Here is a 22339-nt window from a genome sequence, read left to right as displayed (position 1 = left end):
AAATCGATCAAGTTAAACTAAAAAATTCTTCTATTTTTTTTCGCATTTCTTCGACATTGTCGATACGATTAACGCTATCTCTAAAGGCTGAAGCGTCTTTATGCCCTTTAGAATACTCGTGTAAATGTTTGCGAAATATACTTACGCCTTGATCTTTGTAGTGTTTTATCATTTCATCAAAATGAGTGAGTATGATTTCTTTTTTGAGTTTTTCATCTACACTTTTACCGCTTTTGATTTCATAAAATATCCAAGGATTTCCTACGCTTGCACGCCCTATCATAAGTCCATCACATTTTGTGATTTTATAAACTTCTTTAGCATTTTGTGCGTTAATATCACCATTTGCAATCACAGGAATACTAACGCTTGCTTTAGCATTGGCAATGGATTCATAATCGGCTTTTCCGCTATAAAGCTGTTTTCTTGTGCGTCCGTGGATGCTTACAAAATCCACCCCCAAGCTTTCACAAATTTTAGCCATTTTTTCAGGATATTTTTCATTAAATCCTAGTCGAAATTTCACACTTGTAAGGCTTTTTTTATTGTTTTCTTTAATTACTCCTACAAGATTTTTAAAAAGCTCTAAATTTTCTAGCAAAGCACTACCAGCGCATTGTTTAACAACTTTATTTACAGGGCAACCGCAATTAAAATCAATCCCATCTACAAAATCCATTTCATTTAGCATTTGCACTGCTTTTTTTAGCACTTCTTTATCTCCACCTGCAATTTGGACTATATAAGGATTTTCTAATTCAGCTCTTTCTAGCATATGTAGAGTTTTAGAACTTTCATAAACTAAGGCATTAGAACTTATCATTTCGCTTATGGTGATATCAGCACCAAATTTTTTTACTACATTACGAAAAGGCAGATCTGAAAAACCTGCCATAGGAGCTAAAAATAAAGGTTTTTTGCTAAAATCTATCATTGTATGAGTTGGTTTAGATTGATTTTGATATTTTTTTCACGCAAGGCTAAAAAGGCCTTAAAATCATTAAATTTCTTATCATCATTGTGAATTTGCTCTCTTAACTCATCTAAAAGTCCAAATTCAGCTAAAAGATATAAATGTGCTCTTAAAGCTTCGCTTTTTTCATTTTTAATTTTGTTAAAAATTCCTAAAATAGCATCAGGATTTAAAAGTTTAGTACTTAGTTTTGCTGCGTTAAGATAGTCTTTTTCGCTTAGTATATTGTGTGAAAGTAAAACTTCGTATTCTGCTGCACTAAGTTCTAAATTTCCTTCTTTAAAACGCTTGATAAGTGTGAGAACTTCAGAAGGCTTTTTAGGGATTTTTACATTTTTAATTTGTTCATAACTAGCTTTTTCTATAAGAGTATTAAAAGCAATTTCTTCAAATTCATCTTTGATTTCATTAAGGTTTTTAAGTTTGCTATAGGCATAATTTGCATCGTTTTTGAGATGATTTTTTTCATTTTGCAAATATAAAACATTGTTATTTTCGAGTTTAAATTTACTAAGGTTAAAAAATTCGTTTTTATTTAAACCATCAATAAGATCTAAAATTTCATTGATTTTATTTGAGTGTGGAATTTTTTCATGTGTTTTTAGGGTTTTAAAAAGCTGTGCCACAGCTCTAAATTCTTTTGTTTGAAAAGTGGTTTTAAGATCTTTTTCAAGGAGTAAATCTTGAGTATAAGCTTCAAATTTAGCTGCATCTTTAAAAAAATGCTTAAATTTTAAATAACGCAAAAATCCATAAAATGCTATGTGCAAAACGGCTAAAATCATATAAACAAATAAAGGAATAACAAGCCATATCATAATAGGTAGCTCAAAGGTATAAGTGCTGATATTTAGAGTATAGCTTCCTAGTTCTAGATGCCAAGCAAAGGCAAAAATAAGTGCTATATAAATAAAACTTGCAAGTAAAAAGAGTTTAATTTTCATGTTTTTTTTCCTTGTTCTGCAATTTGACGGCAAGTGATACAATATCTTGCGTGAGGTTTGACTTTTAGTCTTTGAGAGTCGATTTCATCATCGCAAGATTCGCAAATTCCATAAGTGCCGTTTTTGATTTTATCTAAAGAATTTTCGATTTCTATAAGTTCTTCTTTGAGATTGGTGCTGATAGTAAAGTCAATTTGAGAGCCTGTTTCTATGATAGAAAAATCTACACTATCGCTTGGGACGCTATTGTGAAGAGCTTCGATTTCATTTGAATTGCTTTGCAAATTTTCTAAGATGGTTTTTTTTCTTTCTTCTAAAATATTTTTGAAATTTTGTATTTCATTTTTTTTCATTTTAAAACTTTCTATTTGTGATAAGGGTGATTGTTGTTGATGCAAAATGCACGATAAATTTGTTCTAAAAGTAAGGTTTTAACAAATTGATGTGCTAAAGTAAGTTTGCTTAATGATAGTCTAAAATCCAAACTTTGATTAAATTCTTCTCTTAAACCATAAGCACCACCTATAAAAAAACTTAATTCATTTTTATCTTGGATGAGTTTTGCAAATTCTATACTTGTAAGTTCTTTCCCTTTTTCATCAAGAGCGATACAATAGCCTTTTTTATAAGGCATAAAAGCTTCTTCATAGCTTTTTTTTGCTTCTATGGCATTTAAATTTTGAGCTAAGGCTATTTTTTTATTAAAAACATTTATTTCTTTTAAAGTGGCGTATTTAGAAATAAGTTTAGAGTATTTCTCACTCCAAGTTTTAAATTCATCACTTTTTTGAATACAAAAGATATTAACTTGCAAATTATTTTCCACTGAAAAATTTTAGCACATCGCTAAGATATTGTTTTTGTTCTCCTCTTTCAACTATGGCATCTATAAGTCCATGTTCTAACAAGAACTCTGCTTTTTGAAAGCCTTCAGGTAAATCTGCTCCTATAGTTTGTTTAATAACTCTTGCACCAGCAAAACCGACTAAAGCTTCAGGTTCAGCGATGATTAAATCTCCAAGCCAAGCAAAAGAAGCACTTACTCCGCCCATAGTAGGATCAGTCAAAATGCTAATATAAGGAAGTTTTTCTTTGCTAAGAAGTTTAAGTGCGGCGCTAGTTTTGCTCATTTGCATCAAAGAATAAGTACTTTCTTGCATTCTAGCTCCACCGCTTGCACTTACGATGACAAGAGGGGTTTTGCTTGTGATGGCTCTTTGTACAGCTCTAACGATTTTTTCTCCTTCAACAGAACCTAAAGATCCACCCATAAAAGAAAAATCAAATACAACAAGTTGGGTTTTTAAACCATTGATTTCACATTCTCCACTAATAACAGAACTTTTTCTACCTGTTTTACTTTCACCTTCGCTAAGGCGTTTTTTATAGGATTTGCTATCAACAAATTTTAAAGGATCTATAGCCTCTAAATTTGCATCATACTCAATAAAACTGCCTTCATCGCTTAAAAGTTTAATACGTTCATCAGCTGAAATTCTCATGTGATAATTACATTTAGGGCAAACATTAAAACAAGATTCTATTTCTTTATAATACATCAAAGCATGACAACTTTGGCATTTTATCCAGTGATTTGGAGCTTCTTTAACACTAGGTTGTTGTCTTCTTATTTTTGAAAAAATATCTGCAAAATTCATATATTCACCTAATTATTTTTTAAAAATTCTAAGATTATATCAAAAATTTTCTTGTCTTGGCTTAGGAGAAGGAAATTTTCATTTTTTTCTATATATAAATTTTGATGAATTGTTAAAGCAGCTACTGTATCAAAAATTCGTGTTTTTCCAAGAATTAATACAAAACTAAAATACGAAGCATAAGCGAGACTTAAGGCTGTTGCGCCCAAAGAGCGAAATTTTAATTGATTTTTTGTTAAAAAATCGAGAAGTTCTGGATAAAGTGAAATTTTTTCAACTATACCTATTTTAGAAAATAGATTAGGTGTTAAGGGTGAGTATTTTGGATCGGAAAGATTAGATTTAAAAGCTTGATTGTTATTAAAAGCAAAAATTTCTTGACTGACAAGATTGCAAACAAAAGCGCTTTTTGCCTGATCTTTTTCTATGAGAGCTATAGAAGTTCCATAAAATGGTATTTTAGAAACAAAATTTGAACTTCCATCCAAAGGATCAAGAATCATTTGTTTTGGGTTATCTTTCCCGATCAAGCCACTTTCTTCAGAAAAAATTTGCCCAAAACAACTAAGATATTTTATGAAAATTTGTTCACATTTTAAGTCAAGCTCATAGCCTTGATTTTCATCATAGCCTAATTTAGAGCAAAGTTTAAGATCATTTTGTGGGATATTGTTTAGATACTTGCGTATTTGCAAATTTGCATTCAAGCAAGCATCTAAAAATTCTTTCATTAAAAGCGTGTTCCAAGATTAAATTCAAAACTGTTAGTATCATCACTTTTTTTATCATTAAGAGGTTTGGCAAATACAAGTTGTAAAGGTCCAATTGGTGTAATCCATTCAATGCCTATACCTGTACTCATTCTTTTTATTTCATCTAAATTTTTGCGTCCTATCATACCATAATCAAAAAACACGCTACCACGAAGTTTAATTCTATCAATCAAAGGAAAACTAAGTTCTACGGAATTGGCAAAAGCTATGGTTCCTCCCACTTCATCTCCCCATTGGTTTTTAGGACTTACCGTTCTGCTTTCAAAACCGCGTATCGATCTAATACCACCTAAATAAATTCTTTGGTTAATTGGTAAATAACCTTCATTCCATACTTTATAAAAGCTTGCTTTGTAGCGATAAATAAGATCATATCCTATATAGTCTTGCAAACCTTGATAAAAGTTAAATTTAGAGCTTGATGAAATAAATTCTTGATCTCCGCCAAGTCCAGCGTATTCTAAACTAGTTGAAGCAATGATACCTGATCGTGGCAGATAATAATCATCTGTATTGTTAAAGGTGATTGCTGGAGTTATAGAGCTTTTAATACTTTTGCCAAGTTCATATCCTGTTCTTAAAAGAGTTGGACTTAAGTGATAAATATCGCTTTGTTCAAGATTATAAGTTAAGCTTACATTATAGTATCTTGCAAATTGGCGTCCAACTGTTATATCAAAGCCGTAATTTTTTTCTGAATAATTATCCCATTCATAGTCATTTGAATAAAGTGTTCCACCTAGGCTATATTGACTATCAAGAACGCGTGGATTTATGAGACTAATCCTTCCTGATAAGGTATCATCGCTTTTATCTACGCTTACAGAGCTTTTTATCCCTGAACCAAAAATATTTGTATCTGATAAAGAAGCATTAAGTAAAATACCATCGCTTGATCCATAGCCAATGCCTCCAGAAATAGCTCCTGTAGAAGCTTCTTTAACATCAACAATCAAATCAATATGTGTATCGTCAACTTTTTCTTCTTTGATATTCACATCGTCAAAATAAGAAGTTCTTTTTAAAGCATTTTTTGACTCGCTTAAGTCTGTTCTATTGTATAAATTACCTTCTGTTATATATAATTCTCGGCGTATGACGCGATCTACAGTGCGTGAATTTCCTGAAATAATAACATTTCTTATATAAACTTTATCGTGAGGGATTACTTTAAATACAACAGTAGCTTCTTGAGTTTGATCATTTTTTTGAATATCAGGATAGACTTCTACAAACGCATAACCTAAATCAGCACTTTGTGTTTCTATGGTTTTAACATCTTTTCTAATGTCTTCAATATTGATAGTTTTGCCAGCGCTTGATCTTAAATCTTTTACGGTTTGTGCATTTTGTTTATCATCAAATAAAGGATTTTCTATGTTTATACTTTTAATTTTATAAGGCTTTCCTTCTTTGATAAAATAAGTCAAATTTGCTTGATAAGTATCTGTGTAGGTTTTAAGATAAGGAGGAGATACTTGAACATCTAAATATCCTTTTTTCATGTACTCATCAGCAATTCTTGAACTATCATTGCTAAGCTCAAAAACTTTTAATTTTCCATCATTGCGTCCCCACATCCAACCCATAAATTCTTTTTCTTTATTGACAATTGAAGGTTCTATATCAGAATATGAAAATTTCTTGGCTCCACTTAAATGAACATTATCAATAATGATATTTTCACCACGATTTACTATAAATTCAAGCTCTAATCCATCGGTATTTTCTAAAGTCTTTTTTTTGTATTCTACAATAGTATCAAAATAACTTTTTGCTTCATAATAAGCTTTAATGCGTTCAATAGCTTCTTTTATACTTCCTTCATCAAGTAGCGTACCTCTTTTAATCCCTAAAATACTTTCAACTTGTTTTCTATCATTTGAAGCTATACCTGTTATACTAACCTTTGCTATAGTTGGTTTTTCAGTAACTATAATTTCCAAAATTCCATTGTTGTTTTCAACTGAAATATTTTCGAAATAATTTTGTTTATAAAGATTAAGAATAGCAGTGTTGATTTTTGCAGGATCTATTTCTTCTCCTATTTTAAGCCCTGTAATATTTATGGCACTTGTATTTGATAAGTGGTTTAATCCGATAAATTTAATATCCTTAATGGTTGCTGCATTGGCTATAGCAACTAAAGCACAAATACTAATAAGATGTTTTTTCATTGATTTTTTACCTAAAGCTTTATTAAAAGCTGTATAATAGCAAAAAAAATTTAACAAAAAAACTAAGGTAGAAAGTATGAAAATAGCAATTATAGGGCTTGGACTTATGGGTGGATCTTTAGGGCTTTGTTTGAAAGAAAATAAGCTTATTTCTTGTGTTTATGGTATGGATTTAAGTGAAGAAAATGAAAAAGATGCCCTGCGATTAGGTCTTATTCATGAGCTTATAGAATTTAAAGATTTAGCTTTATGTGATATGATTTTTGTCGCAACTCCTGTTAATGCTATTATAGAAATTTTGCAAAAGTTAGTTGATTTGCCTTCTAATGTAACAATTATAGAGCTTGGAAGTACAAAAAGAAAAATTATAGAAAGTTTGCCTAAGAATTTAATCAAACAAACTCTTTTTGCTCATCCTATGACAGGAACTGAAAATTCAGGTCCAAAAGCGGCTTTTAAAGAGCTTTATAAAGATGCAGTTTGTGTTCTTTGTGATAGTGAAATAGCTGATGACTTGCATCAAAAAAGAGCAGTAGAAATTTTTTCTCATTTAGGGATGAAAATTGTTTTTATGGATAGTAAAGCCCATGATCATCATGCTGCTATTATTTCTCATTTGCCTCATGTTATAAGTTTTTCTTTGGCAAATTTTGTAATGAAAGAAGAGGATAAAAGAAATATTGTTCATTTAGCTGGAGGATCTTTTAAAGGTATGAGCAGAATTGCCAAATCATCGCCACAAATGTGGGAAAGTATTTTTTTACAAAATAAAGATAACTTATTAAGTTCTATTGATTTTTTTCAACAAGAATTAGAGAGATGTAAACAAATGATACAATTAGACAAAAATGATGAATTAAGAGAATGGATGAAACAGGCTAATACTCTAAGAGAAATTTTATAAATTTGCTAGATATTTACTGAAAATATAATAGAATTTATACTAAAAACAACAAAAACATTGAAAATTTTTAAGGAAGGTTATGGCAAAAAGAAAAGGCAAAACTTATTTATCTGTTTTAATTTTAGTTTTAATAGCAATTTTGATTTTTTTTATTTCAAGATTAAGTATTTTTGAAAAAAATCCTCCTCAAATTTTAATGCCAGATGTTGTATATACTGATCTTAAAAAACCTATTTTAGTGCATGTTAAAGATGATGAAAGTTCTATCAAAAATGTACAAATTATATTGCATAAAGACGACAATACTAGTGCAATGGTTATAGCAGATGAAAAGATTTCTAATTTAAAAGATATTACCTTACAAGTTGCTTTGCCAAAATTTGGTTACAAAGAAAATGTAAAATCTTTTGTTTTGGAGGTGATAGCTAAAGATTCTAGTTTTTGGAATTTTTTTAGTGGCAATGAAGCAAGAAAACAAATTGCGGTATTAGTAGATAATACGGCTCCAAAAATCAATATCATAAGCAATTCTTACCAAATCGAGCAAGGCGGTGCTGGGGCAGTTGTTTTTAAGGCCGATGATGCTAATTTAGATAAGGTGTATATAGAAACAAATAAAGGTAAAATCTTTAAAGTTACACCTTATGTAAAAGAAGGGTATTATGCGGCTTTGATTGCTTGGGATGCAAGGGATGAGGAATTTCGCGCATTTGTTATCGCTACGGATAAAGCGGGAAATATTTCAAAAGAACGTATAAGGTATTATTTTGTTAATCGTAAATATCGTGTTTCAAATATCAATCTAACGGATAAATTTTTAGATGGAAAGATTGAGAATTTAGCCAATCAATACGCTCCAAAAGATAATAATCTCAATCGTTATGAAAAATTTAAGTTTGTCAATGAAACTTTAAGAAATAGTAATGAAGAACTTATCCATGAAATCACTTCAAAAGTACCTGAGGAAAAAATTGATAATTTTGATTTGAGTTTATTTTTACCTCTTAAAAATGGTATGAAAGTAGCGGATTTTGCTGATCATAGGTATTATTCTTATAATGGGCAATTTGTGAGTGATTCTTATCATATGGGGCTTGATCTAGCAAGCGTAGCACAAGCTCCTATCATAAGTAATAACGCAGGCAAGGTTGTTTTTGCTGCTGAAAATGGAATTTATGGTTTAAATTTAATTGTTTATCATGGTTTTGGAGTATATAGTCTTTATGGGCACTGTTCTTCTAAAAATGTTGATTTAGATGAAATGATTAATAAACAAAGCATTATAGGCAAAACAGGAACAAGTGGGTTAGCCTTAGGCGATCATTTGCATTTTGGAGTTTTGGTTCAAGGAGTTGAAACGCGTCCTGAACAATGGCAAGATAAAAAATGGATAGAAAATAATATTTACAATGTTTTAAATGATGGTAAAAAGATAATTTTAGGAAAAAATTAATGAAACAATTAACTTTAGCAAAAACTGTCAAAGGCGTAGGTATAGGACTTCATAAGGGCGAACCTATAGAAATTATTTTAGAGCCTTTAGAAGCAAATAGTGGTATAGTATTTTTTAGAAGTGATCTTAATGCAAGTTATAAGGCAAGTCCTGAAAATGTGATCAATACTCAAATGGCAACTGTTTTAGGAGATGATCGTGGATTTATTTCTACAATAGAGCATTTAATGAGTGCGATTAATGCTTATGGAATCGATAATGTACGCATAGTTTTAAATGCAAATGAAGCTCCTGTTATGGATGGATCAAGTATTAGTTTTTGTATGATGCTTGATGAAGCAGGGGCAAAAGAACTTGATGCGCCTAAAAAAATTATGGTAATTAAAAAGCCTATAGAAGTAAGAGATGGTAATAAATTTGTGCGTTTAACTCCTACTAAAGAACCCCGTATTAACTATACGATTAAATTTGACAATGCTGTTATAGGTGAACAAAGTTACAATTTTGAATTCAGCAAAAAAAATTATATAGAAAACATAGCAAGAGCTAGAACTTTTGGTTTTTTAAAAGATGTTCAAGCCCTTAGGAGTATGAATTTAGCACTAGGTGGAAGTTTAGAAAATACTATAGTGGTAGATGAAAATCGTATTTTAAATCCTGAGGGTTTGCGTTTCAAAGATGAGTTTGTAAGACATAAAATTTTAGATGCAATTGGAGATTTAACCTTACTTGGATATCGTGTTTTTGGAGATTATACTTCATATGCTGGGAGTCATCATTTAAATCATTTGCTCACTAAAGAAGTTTTAAAAGATAAAGATGCTTATGAAATTGTAAACCTTGAAAAAACAACCCAAAAAGCTTATGAAAAGGTATTTGCATAAAAACCTCTCTTTTGCTTAATGCTTTATCTAAGCCTTTGATGATCGGAATTTATCAAGATGATAAACTTATAAAAACTTATAAAAGTGAAGAAAAAGCAAGCGAATTTTTACCAAAAATTTTAGATGAATTGCTTAAAGAATATGATTTTACAAGTTTAATCTATGCTAATGGTCCAGGTTCTTATATGGGGATTAAAATTTCTTATGTAAGTTTGAGTACTTTAAGTATAGTAAAAAATATTCCTTTATTTGCGGTGAGTGCTTTTGAATTAAATGGCTATAAACCCATAAGTGCAAATAAAAATTTTTGTTTTGTATATAAAGAAGGTGAAATTTGTTTAGAGCAAAATATCCCAGCAGAGTTTTTTTTACCAAAAAATTTACAAGAGCTTAAACTAAATAATGATAATCTTCCCTTTTATTTTTTAGATGCAATTTAGGATGAAATTTGAAAATTTTAGTTCCCGCTACGAGTGCGAATTTAGGGCCAGGTTTTGATTGTTTAGGACTTAGTTTAAAGCTTTTTAATGAAACTCAAATCCAAAAATCAGGTGTTTTTAGCATTAGTATTGGAGGTGAGGGCAGTGATAATATTTTTCTTAAAAAAAACAATATATTTGTAAATATTTTTTATGAAATTTATGAAAAACTAAGCGGAAAAAAAGATAATTTTCGTTTTATTTTTCAAAATAACATTCCTCTTTCAAGAGGGTTAGGAAGCTCTTCAGCTGTGATTGTTGGAGCTATTGCCAGTGCTTATTATATGAGTGGATTTAAGGTAGAAAAAGAACGTATTTTAGATGAAGCTTTAATTTACGAAAACCATCCAGATAATATCGCTCCAGCTACTCTTGGTGGTTTTGTGTGTTCTTTGGTTGAAAAAAATAAAGTTTATAGTATCAAAAAAGAGATTGATAAAGATTTAGCTGCTGTGGTTGTGATCCCAAATTTGGCAATGAGCACAGAACAATCACGCCAAGCTTTGGCCAAAAATTTAAGTTTTAATGATGCGGTTTTCAACCTTTCCCATGCTTCATTTTTAACCGCTTGTTTTTTGGAGAAAAAATATGAATTTTTAAAATTTGCAAGTCAAGATAAACTCCATGAAATCAATCGTATGAAAAACTTACCCGAGCTTTTTGAAGTGCAAAAATTTGCCTTAGAAAATAAAGCTTTAATGAGCACACTTTCAGGTTCGGGATCGAGCTTTTTTTCTTTAGCTTTTAAAGATGATGCTTTAGCTTTGGCAAAGAAAATGCAAACAAAATTTAAAGATTTTCGTGTGCAATATTTAGAATTTGATGATAATGGCTTTGAAATTTGCTAAAAAATATAAAAAAAAGATATAATTTTGAAAAAACATATACCAATTAGAATGTGCATAGTGTGTAAAAACCGCTTTGAGCAAAATATGTTATTTAGATTTAAAGTTGTTTTAGGAGATATTGTGCCTAAAGCAGAACATGGAAGAAGCGGATATTTATGTCAAAATTGTATTGAGAAAGAAGATAAAATCTTACAAAAAGCATTTTCTAAAATATGTAAAAATTTAAATACTAAAATTACTCAGCAAGGACTTAAGGAGATATTTTTAAATGGCAAAGATTAGAATTCATGAAATCGCAAAAGAATTAGGTTATGATAGTAAGGAAATTATTGAAAAGGCAAATGAATTAGGACTTGGAATTAAAACAGCATCAAATGCTGTAGAACCTGAGATCGCGGCAGCTATTTATGAGTATATACAAACAAGAGAAATTCCAGAAGCTTTTAAGAAAAATATCAAAACTCCTACGGCAAAAAAGCCTAAAAAAGAAAATATAAAAGAACAAGAAAAGCTAAATGAATCTGAAAAAAAAGAACCTAAAAAAGAAGAAAAGCTTAAACAAGAAGTTAAAAAAGAAGAATTAAAAGTTGAAAAAGAAAATGCAAAAGAACAAGAAAAACAAGAAATTATTGATGCTCATAAGCCACAAAGCCTTGCTAGTGCAACTTTAGCCAAAAGACGCGGACTTGTCATTGTTAAAAAGAAAAAAGACGAAGAAGAAATTCAAGTTAAAAAAGAAGAAGTAAAAAATTCAAATGATATATCTATCAATAACGAAGAGCGCTTAAGTTTAAAAACTATGTTTTCAAATGCTGATGAGAGTTTAAAGAAAAAGAAAAAAGAAAAAAAATCTTTTGTTGCGAGTAAAAAAGAAAGTACCGAAAAAATGAATTTTTTAGATGAACATGATTTTGGTGATATTTCTTTAGAAGATGAAGATGAGGTAGTGTTACCTGATTTTAGTGTAAAAGAACAAGAAAAACCACAAAATATTAATAAAAAACAACCTAATTTTATAAGACAAGCTGTTGGAAATTCTGCGGGTTTTGGGCTTGAAGGTGGAATTCAAAGAAGAAGTCGTAAAAAACCACCTAAAAAGATTGAAAAAAAGGAAGTAGAAGAAGTAAGTAGTGTTTCTATTTCTAAAGAAATTCGTGTGTATGAATTCGCTGATAAGATAGGAAAAAGCACTAGTGAAGTGATTTCAAAACTTTTCATGCTTGGAATGATGACAACAAAAAATGATTTCTTAGATGAAGATGCGATTGAAATTTTGGCTGCTGAATTTGGTATAGAGATCAATATCATTAACGAGGCTGATGAGTTTGATTATGTAAAAGACTATGAAGAAGAGACTGATGAAAAAGATTTAGTGACTAGAGCACCTGTGATTACCATCATGGGGCATGTTGATCATGGTAAAACTTCTTTGCTAGATTATATCAGAAAATCACGCGTTGCAAGTGGTGAAGCAGGGGGTATTACTCAGCACGTGGGTGCTTATATGGTAGAAAAAAATGGACGTAAAATTACTTTTATCGATACCCCAGGTCACGAAGCTTTTACTGCTATGCGTGCAAGGGGTGCAAGTATCACTGATATTGTAATCATTGTTGTGGCCGCAGATGATGGGGTAAAACCACAAACCAAAGAAGCGATAAATCATGCCAAGGCAGCAGGTGTGCCTATTATTATTGCTATTAACAAAATGGATAAAGAAGCAGCAAATCCTGATATGGTAAAAACTCAACTCGCAGAAATGGAAATCATGCCAGTAGAATGGGGCGGATCTTATGAATTTGTAGGGGTTTCGGCTAAAACAGGAATGGGGATTGAAGATTTGCTTGAGATCGTGCTTTTACAAGCTGATATTTTAGAACTTAAAGCCAATCCAAAAAGTTTTGCTAAAGCAAGTATTATAGAAAGTTCTGTGCAAAAAGGGCGTGGTGCGGTAGCTACTATCATCGTGCAAAATGGAACACTTACTGTAGGAAGTACTGTGGTTGCAGGTGAGGCTTATGGAAAAGTGCGTGCGATGAGTGATGATCAAGGTAAAGCTTTAAAAGAAATCAAACCAGGCGAATGTGGGGTTATCGTAGGGCTTAGCGAAGTAGCAGATGCAGGTGAAATTTTAATCGCAGTAAAAACCGATAAAGAAGCAAGAGAATACGCTAATAAACGCCACGAATACAATCGCCAAAAAGAACTTAGTAAATCTACTAAAGTTAGCATTGATGAGCTTGGAGCTAAGATCAAAGAAGGTAATCTAAAAGCCTTGCCTGTTATTTTAAAAGCTGATGTACAAGGATCTTTAGAAGCCTTAAAAGCAAGTTTAGAAAAACTTAGAAATGATGAGATTAAAGTGAATATCATTCATAGCGGGGTAGGAGGGATCACACAAAGTGATATAGAGCTTGCAAGTGCGAGTGAAAACTCTATAGTACTAGGTTTTAACATACGCCCAACAGGGGAAGTTAAAGAGCGTGCTAAGGATAAAGGCGTAGAAATTAAAACCTATAATGTGATTTATAATCTTTTAGACGATGTAAAAGCCTTGCTTGGTGGTATGATGAGTCCGATTATTTCTGAAGAGCAATTAGGACAAGCAGAGATTAGACAAGTGATCAATGTGCCAAAAATCGGACAAATTGCAGGTTGTATGGTAACTGAAGGGGTGATTAACCGTGGAGCTAAAATTCGCCTTATCCGTGACGGAGTTGTGGTTTATGAAGGAAATGTAAGCTCGCTTAAACGCTTTAAAGATGATGCTAAAGAAGTGGCAAAAGGCTATGAGTGTGGCGTAGGTATAGAAGGGTGTGATGATATGAGAGTGGGTGATTATATAGAAAGCTATAAAGAAGTAGAGGAACAAGCAAGTCTATGAACCCAAGTGAGATTAAAAAACTACGCACTGAAAGTATCTTAAAAGAGCTGATCCCTGAAGCTTTAGCAAATTTAGATGATGAAAATTTGAAAAATTTGTGTGTAGTGGATGTAGAGTGTAAAAAAGGCAGATATGATGCTTTTGTGTATCTTGATAAGATGTTTTTTAATGTTCATGAGCAAGAAAAAATTTTATCTTCTTTAAAAAAGGCAAGTAGAGCTTTGCAAAATTACTGCATGAGTGAGCAGGGCTGGTATAGGTGTCCGAATTTTCACTTTAAATTTGATGATAGGCTCGAGTATCAAAACCATATGGATGCACTTTTTGAAAAAATAAAAAAGGATAAAAATGAATCTTGAAGCCCTTTGCAAAGAAGCAGGACTTAGTTTTTATGATGATGAGCTAGTAAGTGAAAATGGCAGAAAAATTTATAGAATTTATGTGCAAAAAGAAGGCGGGGTAAATCTTGATGATTGTGCAAGGCTTAGTGAAATTTTATCGCCTATTTTTGATGTAGAACCACCTGTAAATGGAGAGTATTTTTTAGAAGTATCTTCACCAGGACTTGAAAGAAAACTGAGTAAGATAGAACACTTTGCTAAAAGTATAGGTGAACTTGTGAAGATCACAACCAATGAAAAAGAAAAATTTCAAGGCACACTTTTAGAAGTCAAAAATGAACGCATTCTTATAGAAGACTCAGAAGAAAAAATCAGTATAGAAATTGCAGATATTAAAAAAGCTAGAACTTTTGTAGAGTGGTAGGAAATTTAAATATGATTTAAAATAGCATAATTTAAGGATTTGGTAATGTGGAATTTAGATGAAAAAAAATTACAAGAAATGCTTGATGGCTTTTTAAATTTTCAAGAAGTATGGACTTTAGAAAAAGTTAAAAATATGACTCTTGAAGAATATACTAACATTAAAAAAGATAATCCAAATAGAGATGATTTTACTTTTTGGATAGAAAGCAAATTGGATAATCTAGGAAGTATTTGGGGTGGCTCAGCTTTTAAATTTGGTATATATAGAAGAAATGATGAAAGTCAGAAAGAATCTTCTAGTGGTAGATTATATAGTCAAAATTATGCTTGGATTGCTAAATATGGCAATAATGAAAATGAAGCATTTAATAATATCAAAGAAAAAATCATACAAATAATACAAGCAAGTCAAGATAATAATTTAAAAACTATAGAAAAAATAGATTTTGGGGATGCAATTAAATGGAAAATAGCTTTTCATTATCAAGATGTAAAGAATATAAAAATAGTTAATATTTTTTCTAAAAATGTTTTAGATTTAATATCTTTAAATGAATTTAAAGAAAAATTAAAAATATATCAAATACATAAAAAATTATTAGAGAATAAAAATTTATCATTAGTTAAAATGATAGAAAATATAGCTATTCCTTTATGGAATAAATATGGCATGAATAGTCAAAATTATATAGATAAAATGAAAAATTTATTTAGTGAATATTTAAATAAAAAGAAATTAGATAAAAATACTATAAATAAATATATTCAAGTTATAGAAAATATATCAAAAGAATTTTTAAAAGAAAATCTATATAGTTGTGATTTATTTAGTTTTGATCAAAATATAAATAAATTAAATAAAAATGAAGAATTTAAGTTAAAAAACAGCAATTCTAGTGCATTGAATTATTATAGAGCTTTTTTGATTGATTATTATGAACAAGATATTTTTATAACTGAAAGAGTGCAATCTGAGGAATCAAATATGAAAATTATACCCTTAAATCAAATTTTTTATGGGTCTCCAGGGACAGGAAAAACTTATCATACTATAGATAAAGCTTTGGAAATTTTGGGCAAAAATTTAGAAAGTAGAGATGACAAAAAAGCAAAATTTGATGAGTATGTCAAAAAGGGACAAATAGTATTTACTACTTTTCATCAAAGCTATGGATATGAAGAATTTGTAGAAGGTATAAAGCCTCGCATAGATAGTGAAGAAAATTCTAAAGAAATAGAATATGAAATAAAAGATGGAATTTTTAAAGAACTTTGCGAAAAAGCTTTGGATAATTATGAGAATAGTATCTTAAATGCAGATGAGTTGAATAAAAAAATAGAATTAAAAGAAAAGGTTGAAAATTTTTTAAATTGGCTTTTGGAAACAAATGAGCCTATTGGTAAAACAAAGGGTGGAAATTTCTTTGTTATTGAAATTGATAATAAAACAATTGTGATTTATAGTGAAGGCATAGAGAGATTCGATGGAATTTTTAATTTAAATTTATCTATATTTATGGAGTTATTAAAATGCAAAGATGAATTTAACAATGCTACTGAAATGTTTAAAAAGGTATTTAATAGAGATTATGCTGATAGAACTCATACTTATTACTTTAATTTAGTGAAAAAATTTAAAGTATATGAAAAACAATTAACTGCAAAGATTGAAAATAATAAAAACAATGATAATTCTTTAAAACCTTATATAATCATCATAGATGAGATTAATCGTGGTAATGTAAGTAAGATTTTTGGTGAGCTTATAACCTTGATAGAGCCTAGTAAAAGGATAGGTGAAAAAGAAGAGTTAAAAGTGACTTTGCCTTATAGCGGTGAAAAATTTGGAGTGCCTAAAAATGTTTATATCATAGGCACTATGAATACAGCCGATAGAAGCATAACTTCTCTTGATACAGCTTTGCGAAGACGCTTTGAATTTATTGAGATGATGCCTGATGTGAGCAAATTATCTATGGATTGCGAAGGTATTAATTTACAAGAATTATTAAAAGCTATAAACACTCGTATAGAATATTTACTAGATAGAGAAAAAACCATAGGACACGCATTTTTTATAGGTGTTGAAAATTTAAATGATTTAAAAAGTATTTTTCAAAACAAAATTATCCCGCTTTTGCAAGAGTATTTTTATAATGATTATGCTTTGATTAATGCGGTTTTAAATGATAATGGTATGATTTTTGAAGATAAAAAAGATGATAAATATCTTCAAAAAATAAAAAATCTAGATAGTGTTAATAGCGAGAGAAGTATTTATAATATTGCTTCATTTGATGATAAAATTTGGGATAAAATAGAAATATATCAAGCAATTTATAATGATGAAATAGCAAATAAATTAAAAAACGAAAATGAATAGCACTTTTTCCATCATCGAACACCAAGCTTTTTCTAAAGAAGATTTAAAAGAAATTTTCAAAGAAAAGGCCGAAGGGTTTTATAAAGAGCTAGAAGATTTTGCAAAAAATAATGAAAATCTTCTAGGCTTTAAAAATAAAAATACCTTAAAAGCTAAAAATTATGTCGGCATTATACAGACTAAAAGTGGGGTTTTGGAGATCTTGCCAAAATGCACGAATTTAGATAGCTATAAAAAAGAAGATAGCTCTTCAAATCACGATAAAGAAAAACTAAAAAGATACTATGAATTAGACAATATTTCTAAAAATAATGATTTTTATGAAAAAGATTTTAAATTTAATCCCAAAAATCTTTTGATAAATATGCTAAAAACCTTAAAAAACTCCCCCTTTAAAAAATCGCAAATTTCATCTTTGCAAAGTTCTAAAATTCCTTTATTTGAAGTGTTTATCACTATGTTTTTAGATGAATTTGATAGCGTGTATAAAAAAGGCTTGATGAGATCTTATCTAAGTTGCGAAGAAAATAGGGCTTTTTTAAAGGGAAAATTACTATTTAACAAGCATATCAAGCAAAATTTGATACACAAAGAAAGATTTTTTACAAGCAATGATGAGTTTGTTTTAGATATAGCACCCAATCGTTTGATAAAATCAACGCTAAATTTTTTAAAATCCAAAACAAGTTTGAATAAATTTAGACTTATAAAATCTATGCAAATGCTCGATGAGGTAGAATTTTCTAAAAATTATGAAAAAGATTTTAGTTATAAAATTTCAAGACATTTTGATTATTATGAAAACTTGCTTTTGTGGTGTAAAATTTTCTTAAAAAATGAAAGTTTTATGCCTTATCATGGTAAAAATGAAGCTTTTGCTTTGCTTTTTCCTATGGAGAAAATTTTTGAAGATTATGTAGCTTATATGCTAAAAAAAGCAAATCCAACTCAAGATATTAAAGTTCAAAACAATGGAAAGTATTTAATCTCAAAAAATGATGAAAATTGTTTCATGTTAAAGCCTGATTTATATATAGAAAATAAAATGATTTTAGATACCAAGTGGAAAATTCCAGATAGTGATGAAGATAAAAAGCAGGGCATAGAACAAAGCGATTTATATCAAATGTTTGCTTATGCTTGCAAATTTAAAATTTATGATATTAAACTTGTGTATCCTTTATGTGAAAAAACTCAAGATTTACAAAGAAAAATCGCAGAAAAATTTTTTGTTTTTAAAGCAAGCGAACATTTGTATTTTAAAGAACAAGGGCAAAAAGATATAAAAGTGCAAGTGTGTTTTGCACCTTTACCTTTTTAAAAATTTGCCTATCAAATGCACTAAAAAACTAAAACAAGCTACAGCTATGATGCAAGCACCGCTTGAGAGATTAAGATAATAGCTAAGTATAAGTCCTAAAACACAAAAAATCATACTTAAAAAACTTGCCAAAATCATGATAAAGCCAAGTCTTTTAGTGAAATTTTCAGCAATAAAGCTTGGGATACTAAGCAAAGCCATAACCAAAATAAGCCCTACAAGGCGTATAGAAATAACTATACAAAAAGCCATAAGGGCGATTAAAAGATAATGAAAAAAACTTGTATTGATACCACGAACTTTTGCAAATTCCGCATCAAAGCTTAATGCTTCAAATTGTCTATAAAATAAAAAGATCAAAAGAACCACCACGCTATCAACCAAAGCCATAAGCCATAAATCTTGTGTTCCTACAGCTAAAATACTTCCAAAAAGATAAGCCATTAAATCTGTGTTATAACTAGGGCTTAAATCGATTAAAATAATCCCAACAGCCATTCCAAAAGCCCAGATTACAGCGATAATACTATCACTTCTGTGTTCATAGTGTTTAGCTAAAAAAGCTACTAAAAAAGCCAAAAATAAAGTAAATATTCCCGTGCTTAATAAAATAGGTAAAGAGAAATAAAAAGCTATACCTATACCACCAAAAGCTCCATGTGTTATACCTCCAGCCATAGAAAAAAGGCGATTTATCATCACCAAAGTACCTATGATCCCACAAGCTATACTAACTAAAATCGCTCCTAGTAAAGCGTTTTGAAAAAAGGTGAAATTTAAAATTTCAAGCATTATTTTCCTTTGAAAATTTTAAACAAAAATTTTCTTTTTTAAATTCTGTTTTTTTCAAATTTCTTCTTGTAAATTCTTGTTCGCATAGTTTTTTACTATCGCAATTTTCTTCATCACAAAAACAAGTATTTAAACTCATTTCTACATCACAAAAATGAGAGTGGTTTTCGTATAAATGTTTTAAAAATGAACTTTTTTCTTTTTCTTTAGTGTTGGTATGCAAGAAAAGTTCTTTGTTTAAATGTGCAATTTTATCGCTATAAGCTAATACAAGGTTGATATCGTGACAAATGAGTAAAATTCCCATGCCTTTTTGGTGTAAAGAGCTTAGAAGTTCAAAAATTTGTATAGCAGACTTGTTATCAACGCTTGCGGTAGGTTCATCTAAAATAAGCATCTTACATTCACTAGCTAAGGCTCTTGCGATAAAAACACGTTGTCTTTGTCCTCCGCTTAGAGAATCAATTGTTTTGTTCCAAAATTTTTCCATTCCTACGCTTCTTAAAGCTTGCATAGCTTTTTCTTTATCTTTTTTCCCATAAAAACCAAAAATTTTTTTACTTAAAAGTCCCATAAGAACGATTTCAAGCACTCTTGGACAAAAATTAGGATTGGCTAGAGTGTGTTGAGGAACATAGCCTATTTCTTTTCTTTGAAGAGCTTTGAAATGGATTTTATTTTTGGATTTTAAAAGTCCTAAGATAAGTTTTACGAGTGTTGATTTTCCTGCGCCATTTGGACCTATGATAGAGAGAAAGTCTTTATTGTCATAGCTAAGATTGATATTTTTTAAGATGATTTCATTGTCATAAGCGTAGTTTAGATTAGAAATTTCAAAAAAAAGCATCAAAAAGCCTGATTATAAATTATGAGAAAAGGCATCAGCAGTTTTTAAAAGCTCATTTTCCCAATCATAAGATAAATGATCTATTTTGTAAATTTTTACATTACATTCTTTAGCAAGTGTTTTTGCTGCATTTTCAGGGAATCCATTTTGAACAAAAATGACTTTTAAATTTTTATCTTTTATTAGAGTAATAAGGTTTTGCAAATCTTTGCTTTTTGGTTCTTTGCCTAAAATTTCTACAGGAATTTGCGTAAGATTATAGCGTTTTGCAAAATATGTCCAAGAAGGATGATAAACTACAAATTCTCTATTTTTTAATTTTTCTAATTTTGAGGCAATTTGTAAATTTAAACTATCTAATTCTGCTAAAAATTTATCTAAATTTTGTTTATATAAATTTTTATTTTGTGGATATTTTTGAATTAAGGTGTCATAAATATTTAAAGCCATAGTTTGGACTAAAATAGGATCTAACCAAGTATGAGGATCAAAATGCTCATGTTCATGAGAGTGTTCGTGAGTGTCATGAGTTTGAATTAAAGCTATGTTTTTTTGCATATTTACAACTTGAAGTTTTGGAAAATTTTGTTTAAATTTATCCGTAAAAACTTTCTCAAATTCTAAGCCCATGGTGAAATAAATATCACTTTTTTCAAGTTTTTTCATAGTGCTTGGTTTAAATTCAAAATTATGCTCATTGCTATTTGGGGGCAAAATAACATTGATATCTAGAGTATTTGCAGCTATTTTTTTAACAAAAAATGCTTGAGGTGCTATACTGACACTAACTAAATTGCTGTTGTTATTTTGATCTTGTTCGAAGTTTTTAGCTTGTGTGAAAGTATAAAATATCCCTAAAGATAAGATAAATAATATAATTTTTTTCAAAATATTTCCTTCGATATAAATTTTTCTAAATTATAACGATATTAAGCTTAATACATAGAATTTTCGAAGCGATATTACTTTAAATAAAAATAATAAATATAAATTAATTTAATATTAATTAAATTAATTTTTTATAACTTTTAAATTTAAGTAAAAATTTAAATTTTTTAATTTATAATTATAAAACTTTATGTAAATATCCCTATAAAATAATATTAGAAAGGAGCGCTTAAATTATGAAAAGCGTAAAATTGAAGGTTTCACTGATTGCAAATTTAATCGCAGTAGTGTGTTTGATAATTTTAGGTGTTGTAACATTTATATTTGTAAAGCAAGCAATTTTTCATGAAGTTGTGAATGCTGAAATAAATTATGTTAAAACGGCTAAAAATTCTATGGAGTCTTTTAAGGCAAGAAATTCTTTAGCTCTTGAAAGTTTGGCTAAAAGTATTTTAAAGCATCCTGTAGAACAGTTAGATAGTCAAGATGCTTTAATGCATTATGTTGGAAAAGATTTAAAGAATTTTAGAGATGCTGGAAGATTCTTAGCAGTTTATATTGCTCAACCAAGTGGTGAACTTGTTGTAAGCGATCCAGACTCTGATGCTAAAAATTTAGATTTTGGAACTTATGGAAAAGCTGATAATTATGATGCTAGAACAAGAGAATATTATATAGAAGCAGTTAAAACAAATAAACTTTATATTACCCCATCTTATATTGATGTAACTACAAATTTACCTTGCTTTACATATTCTATTCCGCTTTATAAAGATGGTAAATTTATAGGAGTTTTGGCCGTAGATGTTCTTGCAGCAGATTTGCAAGCTGAATTTGAAAATTTACCAGGTAGAACTTTTGTATTTGATGAAGAAAATAAAGTATTTGTTTCTACAGACAAAGCTCTTTTACAACAAGGTTATGATATTAGTGCAATTGCAAATCTTGCAAAAACCAAGAAAGATTTTGAACCTTTTGAGTATACTAGACCAAAAGATAATAGTGAAAGATTTGCTGTGTGTGCAAAAGTTTCTGGAATTTATACTGCTTGCGTTGGAGAACCAGTAGAACAAATAGAAGCTCCAGTTTATAAAATTGCATTTATACAAACTGCGATTGTTATTTTTACAAGTATTATTAGCGTCATCCTCCTTTATTTCATCGTATCAAAATACCTCTCTCCACTTGCAGCTATCCAAACAGGTTTAACTTCATTCTTTGACTTTATCAATCATAAAACAAAAAATGTTTCCACTATAGAAGTAAAAAGCAATGATGAATTTGGACAAATCTCAAGTGCTATCAACGAAAACATCCTTGCTACTAAAAAAGGTTTAGAACAAGACAATCAAGCTGTTAAAGAA

General features: G+C 29.7%; 21 protein-coding genes and 1 pseudogene. 12 read left to right on the top strand and 10 right to left on the bottom strand.

Annotation, left to right across the window (positions count from 1 at the left end; all coding sequences use genetic code 11):
• Positions 1 to 7 precede the first annotated feature (7 nt).
• The 7 genes and pseudogenes from AJ932_RS08670 to bamA all read right to left on the bottom strand — a co-directional run bounded on the left by AJ932_RS08670 (position 8) and on the right by bamA (position 6525).
• The gene (locus tag AJ932_RS08670) at positions 8 to 934 is read right to left on the bottom strand and encodes a tRNA dihydrouridine synthase (RefSeq protein WP_070276140.1); all 927 of its coding nucleotides are present in this window, start codon (positions 932 to 934) and stop codon (positions 8 to 10) included.
• Positions 931 to 1917: a hypothetical protein gene (locus tag AJ932_RS08665; RefSeq protein WP_002877207.1), complete on the bottom strand. Its 987-nt coding sequence runs from the start codon at positions 1915 to 1917 to the stop codon at positions 931 to 933. Before AJ932_RS08665 ends, AJ932_RS08670 begins: the two co-directional genes overlap by 4 nt.
• A pseudogene (gene dksA, locus AJ932_RS08660) lies at positions 1907 to 2270 on the bottom strand (molecular chaperone DnaK suppressor DksA). Before dksA ends, AJ932_RS08665 begins: the two are co-directional and overlap by 11 nt.
• A gap of 11 nt (positions 2271 to 2281) precedes the next feature.
• Entirely contained in the window at positions 2282 to 2731 is a 450-nt protein-coding gene (locus AJ932_RS08655) for a 23S rRNA (pseudouridine(1915)-N(3))-methyltransferase RlmH (RefSeq protein WP_002870404.1), read from the bottom strand.
• Position 2732: 1 nt separating this feature from the next.
• The gene (gene accD / locus AJ932_RS08650; protein ID WP_070276142.1) at positions 2733 to 3575 is read right to left on the bottom strand and encodes an acetyl-CoA carboxylase, carboxyltransferase subunit beta; all 843 of its coding nucleotides are present in this window, start codon (positions 3573 to 3575) and stop codon (positions 2733 to 2735) included.
• 8 nt (positions 3576 to 3583) lie between these two features.
• On the bottom strand, positions 3584 to 4306 hold the full coding sequence (locus AJ932_RS08645) for an inositol monophosphatase family protein (RefSeq protein ID WP_002860954.1): 723 nt from the start codon (positions 4304 to 4306) through the stop codon (positions 3584 to 3586).
• A complete protein-coding gene (gene bamA / locus AJ932_RS08640) occupies positions 4306 to 6525 on the bottom strand; it encodes an outer membrane protein assembly factor BamA (protein ID WP_070278753.1) in 2220 nt (739 codons plus the stop codon). The genes AJ932_RS08645 and bamA overlap by 1 nt, the downstream gene beginning before the upstream one ends.
• A gap of 76 nt (positions 6526 to 6601) precedes the next feature.
• On the opposite strand from bamA, the gene AJ932_RS08635 reads away from it, so the two are divergent.
• From AJ932_RS08635 to AJ932_RS08585, 11 genes are all read left to right on the top strand, one after another.
• Positions 6602 to 7429 (top strand): prephenate dehydrogenase, encoded by an 828-nt coding sequence (locus AJ932_RS08635; RefSeq protein ID WP_070276143.1) that lies wholly within the window; start codon positions 6602 to 6604, stop codon positions 7427 to 7429.
• Between the two features lie 79 nt (positions 7430 to 7508).
• Positions 7509 to 8882, top strand: a complete 1374-nt coding sequence (locus AJ932_RS08630) for a M23 family metallopeptidase (RefSeq protein WP_044794428.1) — start codon at positions 7509 to 7511, stop codon at positions 8880 to 8882.
• Positions 8882 to 9766, top strand: coding sequence for a UDP-3-O-acyl-N-acetylglucosamine deacetylase (gene lpxC / locus AJ932_RS08625; RefSeq protein ID WP_070278751.1), 885 nt, complete (start codon positions 8882 to 8884; stop codon positions 9764 to 9766). Before AJ932_RS08630 ends, lpxC begins: the two co-directional genes overlap by 1 nt.
• A 38-nt stretch (positions 9767 to 9804) precedes the next feature.
• Positions 9805 to 10206, top strand: coding sequence for a tRNA threonylcarbamoyladenosine biosynthesis protein TsaB (locus AJ932_RS08620; RefSeq protein ID WP_002851789.1), 402 nt, complete (start codon positions 9805 to 9807; stop codon positions 10204 to 10206).
• Positions 10207 to 10214: 8 nt separating this feature from the next.
• Complete coding sequence (gene thrB / locus AJ932_RS08615; protein WP_002857455.1) at positions 10215 to 11093, top strand: homoserine kinase; 879 nt, start codon at positions 10215 to 10217, stop codon at positions 11091 to 11093.
• A 24-nt stretch (positions 11094 to 11117) separates the two neighbouring features.
• Positions 11118 to 11375 (top strand): DUF448 domain-containing protein, encoded by a 258-nt coding sequence (locus AJ932_RS08610; RefSeq protein WP_002870410.1) that lies wholly within the window; start codon positions 11118 to 11120, stop codon positions 11373 to 11375.
• Entirely contained in the window at positions 11362 to 13977 is a 2616-nt protein-coding gene (gene infB / locus AJ932_RS08605) for a translation initiation factor IF-2 (RefSeq protein ID WP_002870411.1), read from the top strand. Before AJ932_RS08610 ends, infB begins: the two co-directional genes overlap by 14 nt.
• Positions 13974 to 14336 carry a 30S ribosome-binding factor RbfA gene (rbfA, locus tag AJ932_RS08600; protein WP_002778650.1) on the top strand — a complete coding sequence of 121 codons (363 nt, stop codon included), beginning with the start codon at positions 13974 to 13976 and terminating at the stop codon, positions 14334 to 14336. The genes infB and rbfA overlap by 4 nt, the downstream gene beginning before the upstream one ends.
• Complete coding sequence (gene rimP, locus AJ932_RS08595) at positions 14326 to 14742, top strand: ribosome maturation factor RimP (protein WP_070233940.1); 417 nt, start codon at positions 14326 to 14328, stop codon at positions 14740 to 14742. The genes rbfA and rimP overlap by 11 nt, the downstream gene beginning before the upstream one ends.
• Positions 14743 to 14787: 45 nt before the next feature.
• Positions 14788 to 17127, top strand: coding sequence for an McrB family protein (locus AJ932_RS08590; protein ID WP_070278749.1), 2340 nt, complete (start codon positions 14788 to 14790; stop codon positions 17125 to 17127).
• A complete protein-coding gene (locus AJ932_RS08585) occupies positions 17120 to 18448 on the top strand; it encodes an McrC family protein (protein WP_070233935.1) in 1329 nt (442 codons plus the stop codon). Before AJ932_RS08590 ends, AJ932_RS08585 begins: the two co-directional genes overlap by 8 nt.
• On the opposite strand, the gene AJ932_RS08580 is transcribed toward AJ932_RS08585, so the two are convergent.
• Genes AJ932_RS08580 through AJ932_RS08570 form a run of 3 tightly spaced genes read right to left on the bottom strand, consistent with a single transcriptional unit; the run spans position 18437 to position 20975 of the window.
• On the bottom strand, positions 18437 to 19240 hold the full coding sequence (locus AJ932_RS08580; RefSeq protein WP_002870414.1) for a metal ABC transporter permease: 804 nt from the start codon (positions 19238 to 19240) through the stop codon (positions 18437 to 18439). The two genes, AJ932_RS08585 and AJ932_RS08580, sit on opposite strands and share 12 nt — an antisense overlap.
• Positions 19233 to 20087, bottom strand: coding sequence for an ABC transporter ATP-binding protein (locus tag AJ932_RS08575; protein WP_070233933.1), 855 nt, complete (start codon positions 20085 to 20087; stop codon positions 19233 to 19235). The genes AJ932_RS08580 and AJ932_RS08575 overlap by 8 nt, the downstream gene beginning before the upstream one ends.
• Positions 20088 to 20099: 12 nt before the next feature.
• Positions 20100 to 20975, bottom strand: coding sequence for a metal ABC transporter solute-binding protein, Zn/Mn family (locus AJ932_RS08570; RefSeq protein WP_070233931.1), 876 nt, complete (start codon positions 20973 to 20975; stop codon positions 20100 to 20102).
• A gap of 236 nt (positions 20976 to 21211) precedes the next feature.
• On the opposite strand from AJ932_RS08570, the gene AJ932_RS08565 reads away from it, so the two are divergent.
• Positions 21212 to 22339 (top strand): cache domain-containing protein (locus AJ932_RS08565; protein ID WP_257841542.1); only part of this gene is annotated, 1128 nt, incomplete at its 3' end.

Source organism: Campylobacter sp. BCW_6873 (genome assembly GCF_001762365.1).
Lineage (GTDB): Bacteria > Campylobacterota > Campylobacteria > Campylobacterales > Campylobacteraceae > Campylobacter_D > Campylobacter_D jejuni.
The sequence above is the reverse complement of the archived record's forward strand: the minus strand, read 5'-3'. Positions and strand labels throughout refer to the sequence as shown.

What these genes read in the sequence shown, in the direction of transcription:
- AJ932_RS08670 (WP_070276140.1), bottom strand. Translation starts at nt 934, where the DNA reads ATGATAGATTTTAGCAAAAAACCTTTATTTTTAGCTCCTATGGCAGGT.
- AJ932_RS08665 (WP_002877207.1), bottom strand. Translation starts at nt 1,917, where the DNA reads ATGAAAATTAAACTCTTTTTACTTGCAAGTTTTATTTATATAGCACTT.
- accD (WP_070276142.1), bottom strand. Translation starts at nt 3,575, where the DNA reads ATGAATTTTGCAGATATTTTTTCAAAAATAAGAAGACAACAACCTAGT.
- AJ932_RS08645 (WP_002860954.1), bottom strand. Translation starts at nt 4,306, where the DNA reads ATGAAAGAATTTTTAGATGCTTGCTTGAATGCAAATTTGCAAATACGC.
- bamA (WP_070278753.1), bottom strand. Translation starts at nt 6,525, where the DNA reads ATGAAAAAACATCTTATTAGTATTTGTGCTTTAGTTGCTATAGCCAAT.
- AJ932_RS08635 (WP_070276143.1), top strand. Translation starts at nt 6,602, where the DNA reads ATGAAAATAGCAATTATAGGGCTTGGACTTATGGGTGGATCTTTAGGG.
- AJ932_RS08630 (WP_044794428.1), top strand. Translation starts at nt 7,509, where the DNA reads ATGGCAAAAAGAAAAGGCAAAACTTATTTATCTGTTTTAATTTTAGTT.
- lpxC (WP_070278751.1), top strand. Translation starts at nt 8,882, where the DNA reads ATGAAACAATTAACTTTAGCAAAAACTGTCAAAGGCGTAGGTATAGGA.
- AJ932_RS08620 (WP_002851789.1), top strand. Translation starts at nt 9,805, where the DNA reads ATGATCGGAATTTATCAAGATGATAAACTTATAAAAACTTATAAAAGT.
- infB (WP_002870411.1), top strand. Translation starts at nt 11,362, where the DNA reads ATGGCAAAGATTAGAATTCATGAAATCGCAAAAGAATTAGGTTATGAT.
- rbfA (WP_002778650.1), top strand. Translation starts at nt 13,974, where the DNA reads ATGAACCCAAGTGAGATTAAAAAACTACGCACTGAAAGTATCTTAAAA.
- rimP (WP_070233940.1), top strand. Translation starts at nt 14,326, where the DNA reads ATGAATCTTGAAGCCCTTTGCAAAGAAGCAGGACTTAGTTTTTATGAT.
- AJ932_RS08590 (WP_070278749.1), top strand. Translation starts at nt 14,788, where the DNA reads ATGTGGAATTTAGATGAAAAAAAATTACAAGAAATGCTTGATGGCTTT.
- AJ932_RS08585 (WP_070233935.1), top strand. Translation starts at nt 17,120, where the DNA reads ATGAATAGCACTTTTTCCATCATCGAACACCAAGCTTTTTCTAAAGAA.
- AJ932_RS08580 (WP_002870414.1), bottom strand. Translation starts at nt 19,240, where the DNA reads ATGCTTGAAATTTTAAATTTCACCTTTTTTCAAAACGCTTTACTAGGA.
- AJ932_RS08575 (WP_070233933.1), bottom strand. Translation starts at nt 20,087, where the DNA reads ATGCTTTTTTTTGAAATTTCTAATCTAAACTACGCTTATGACAATGAA.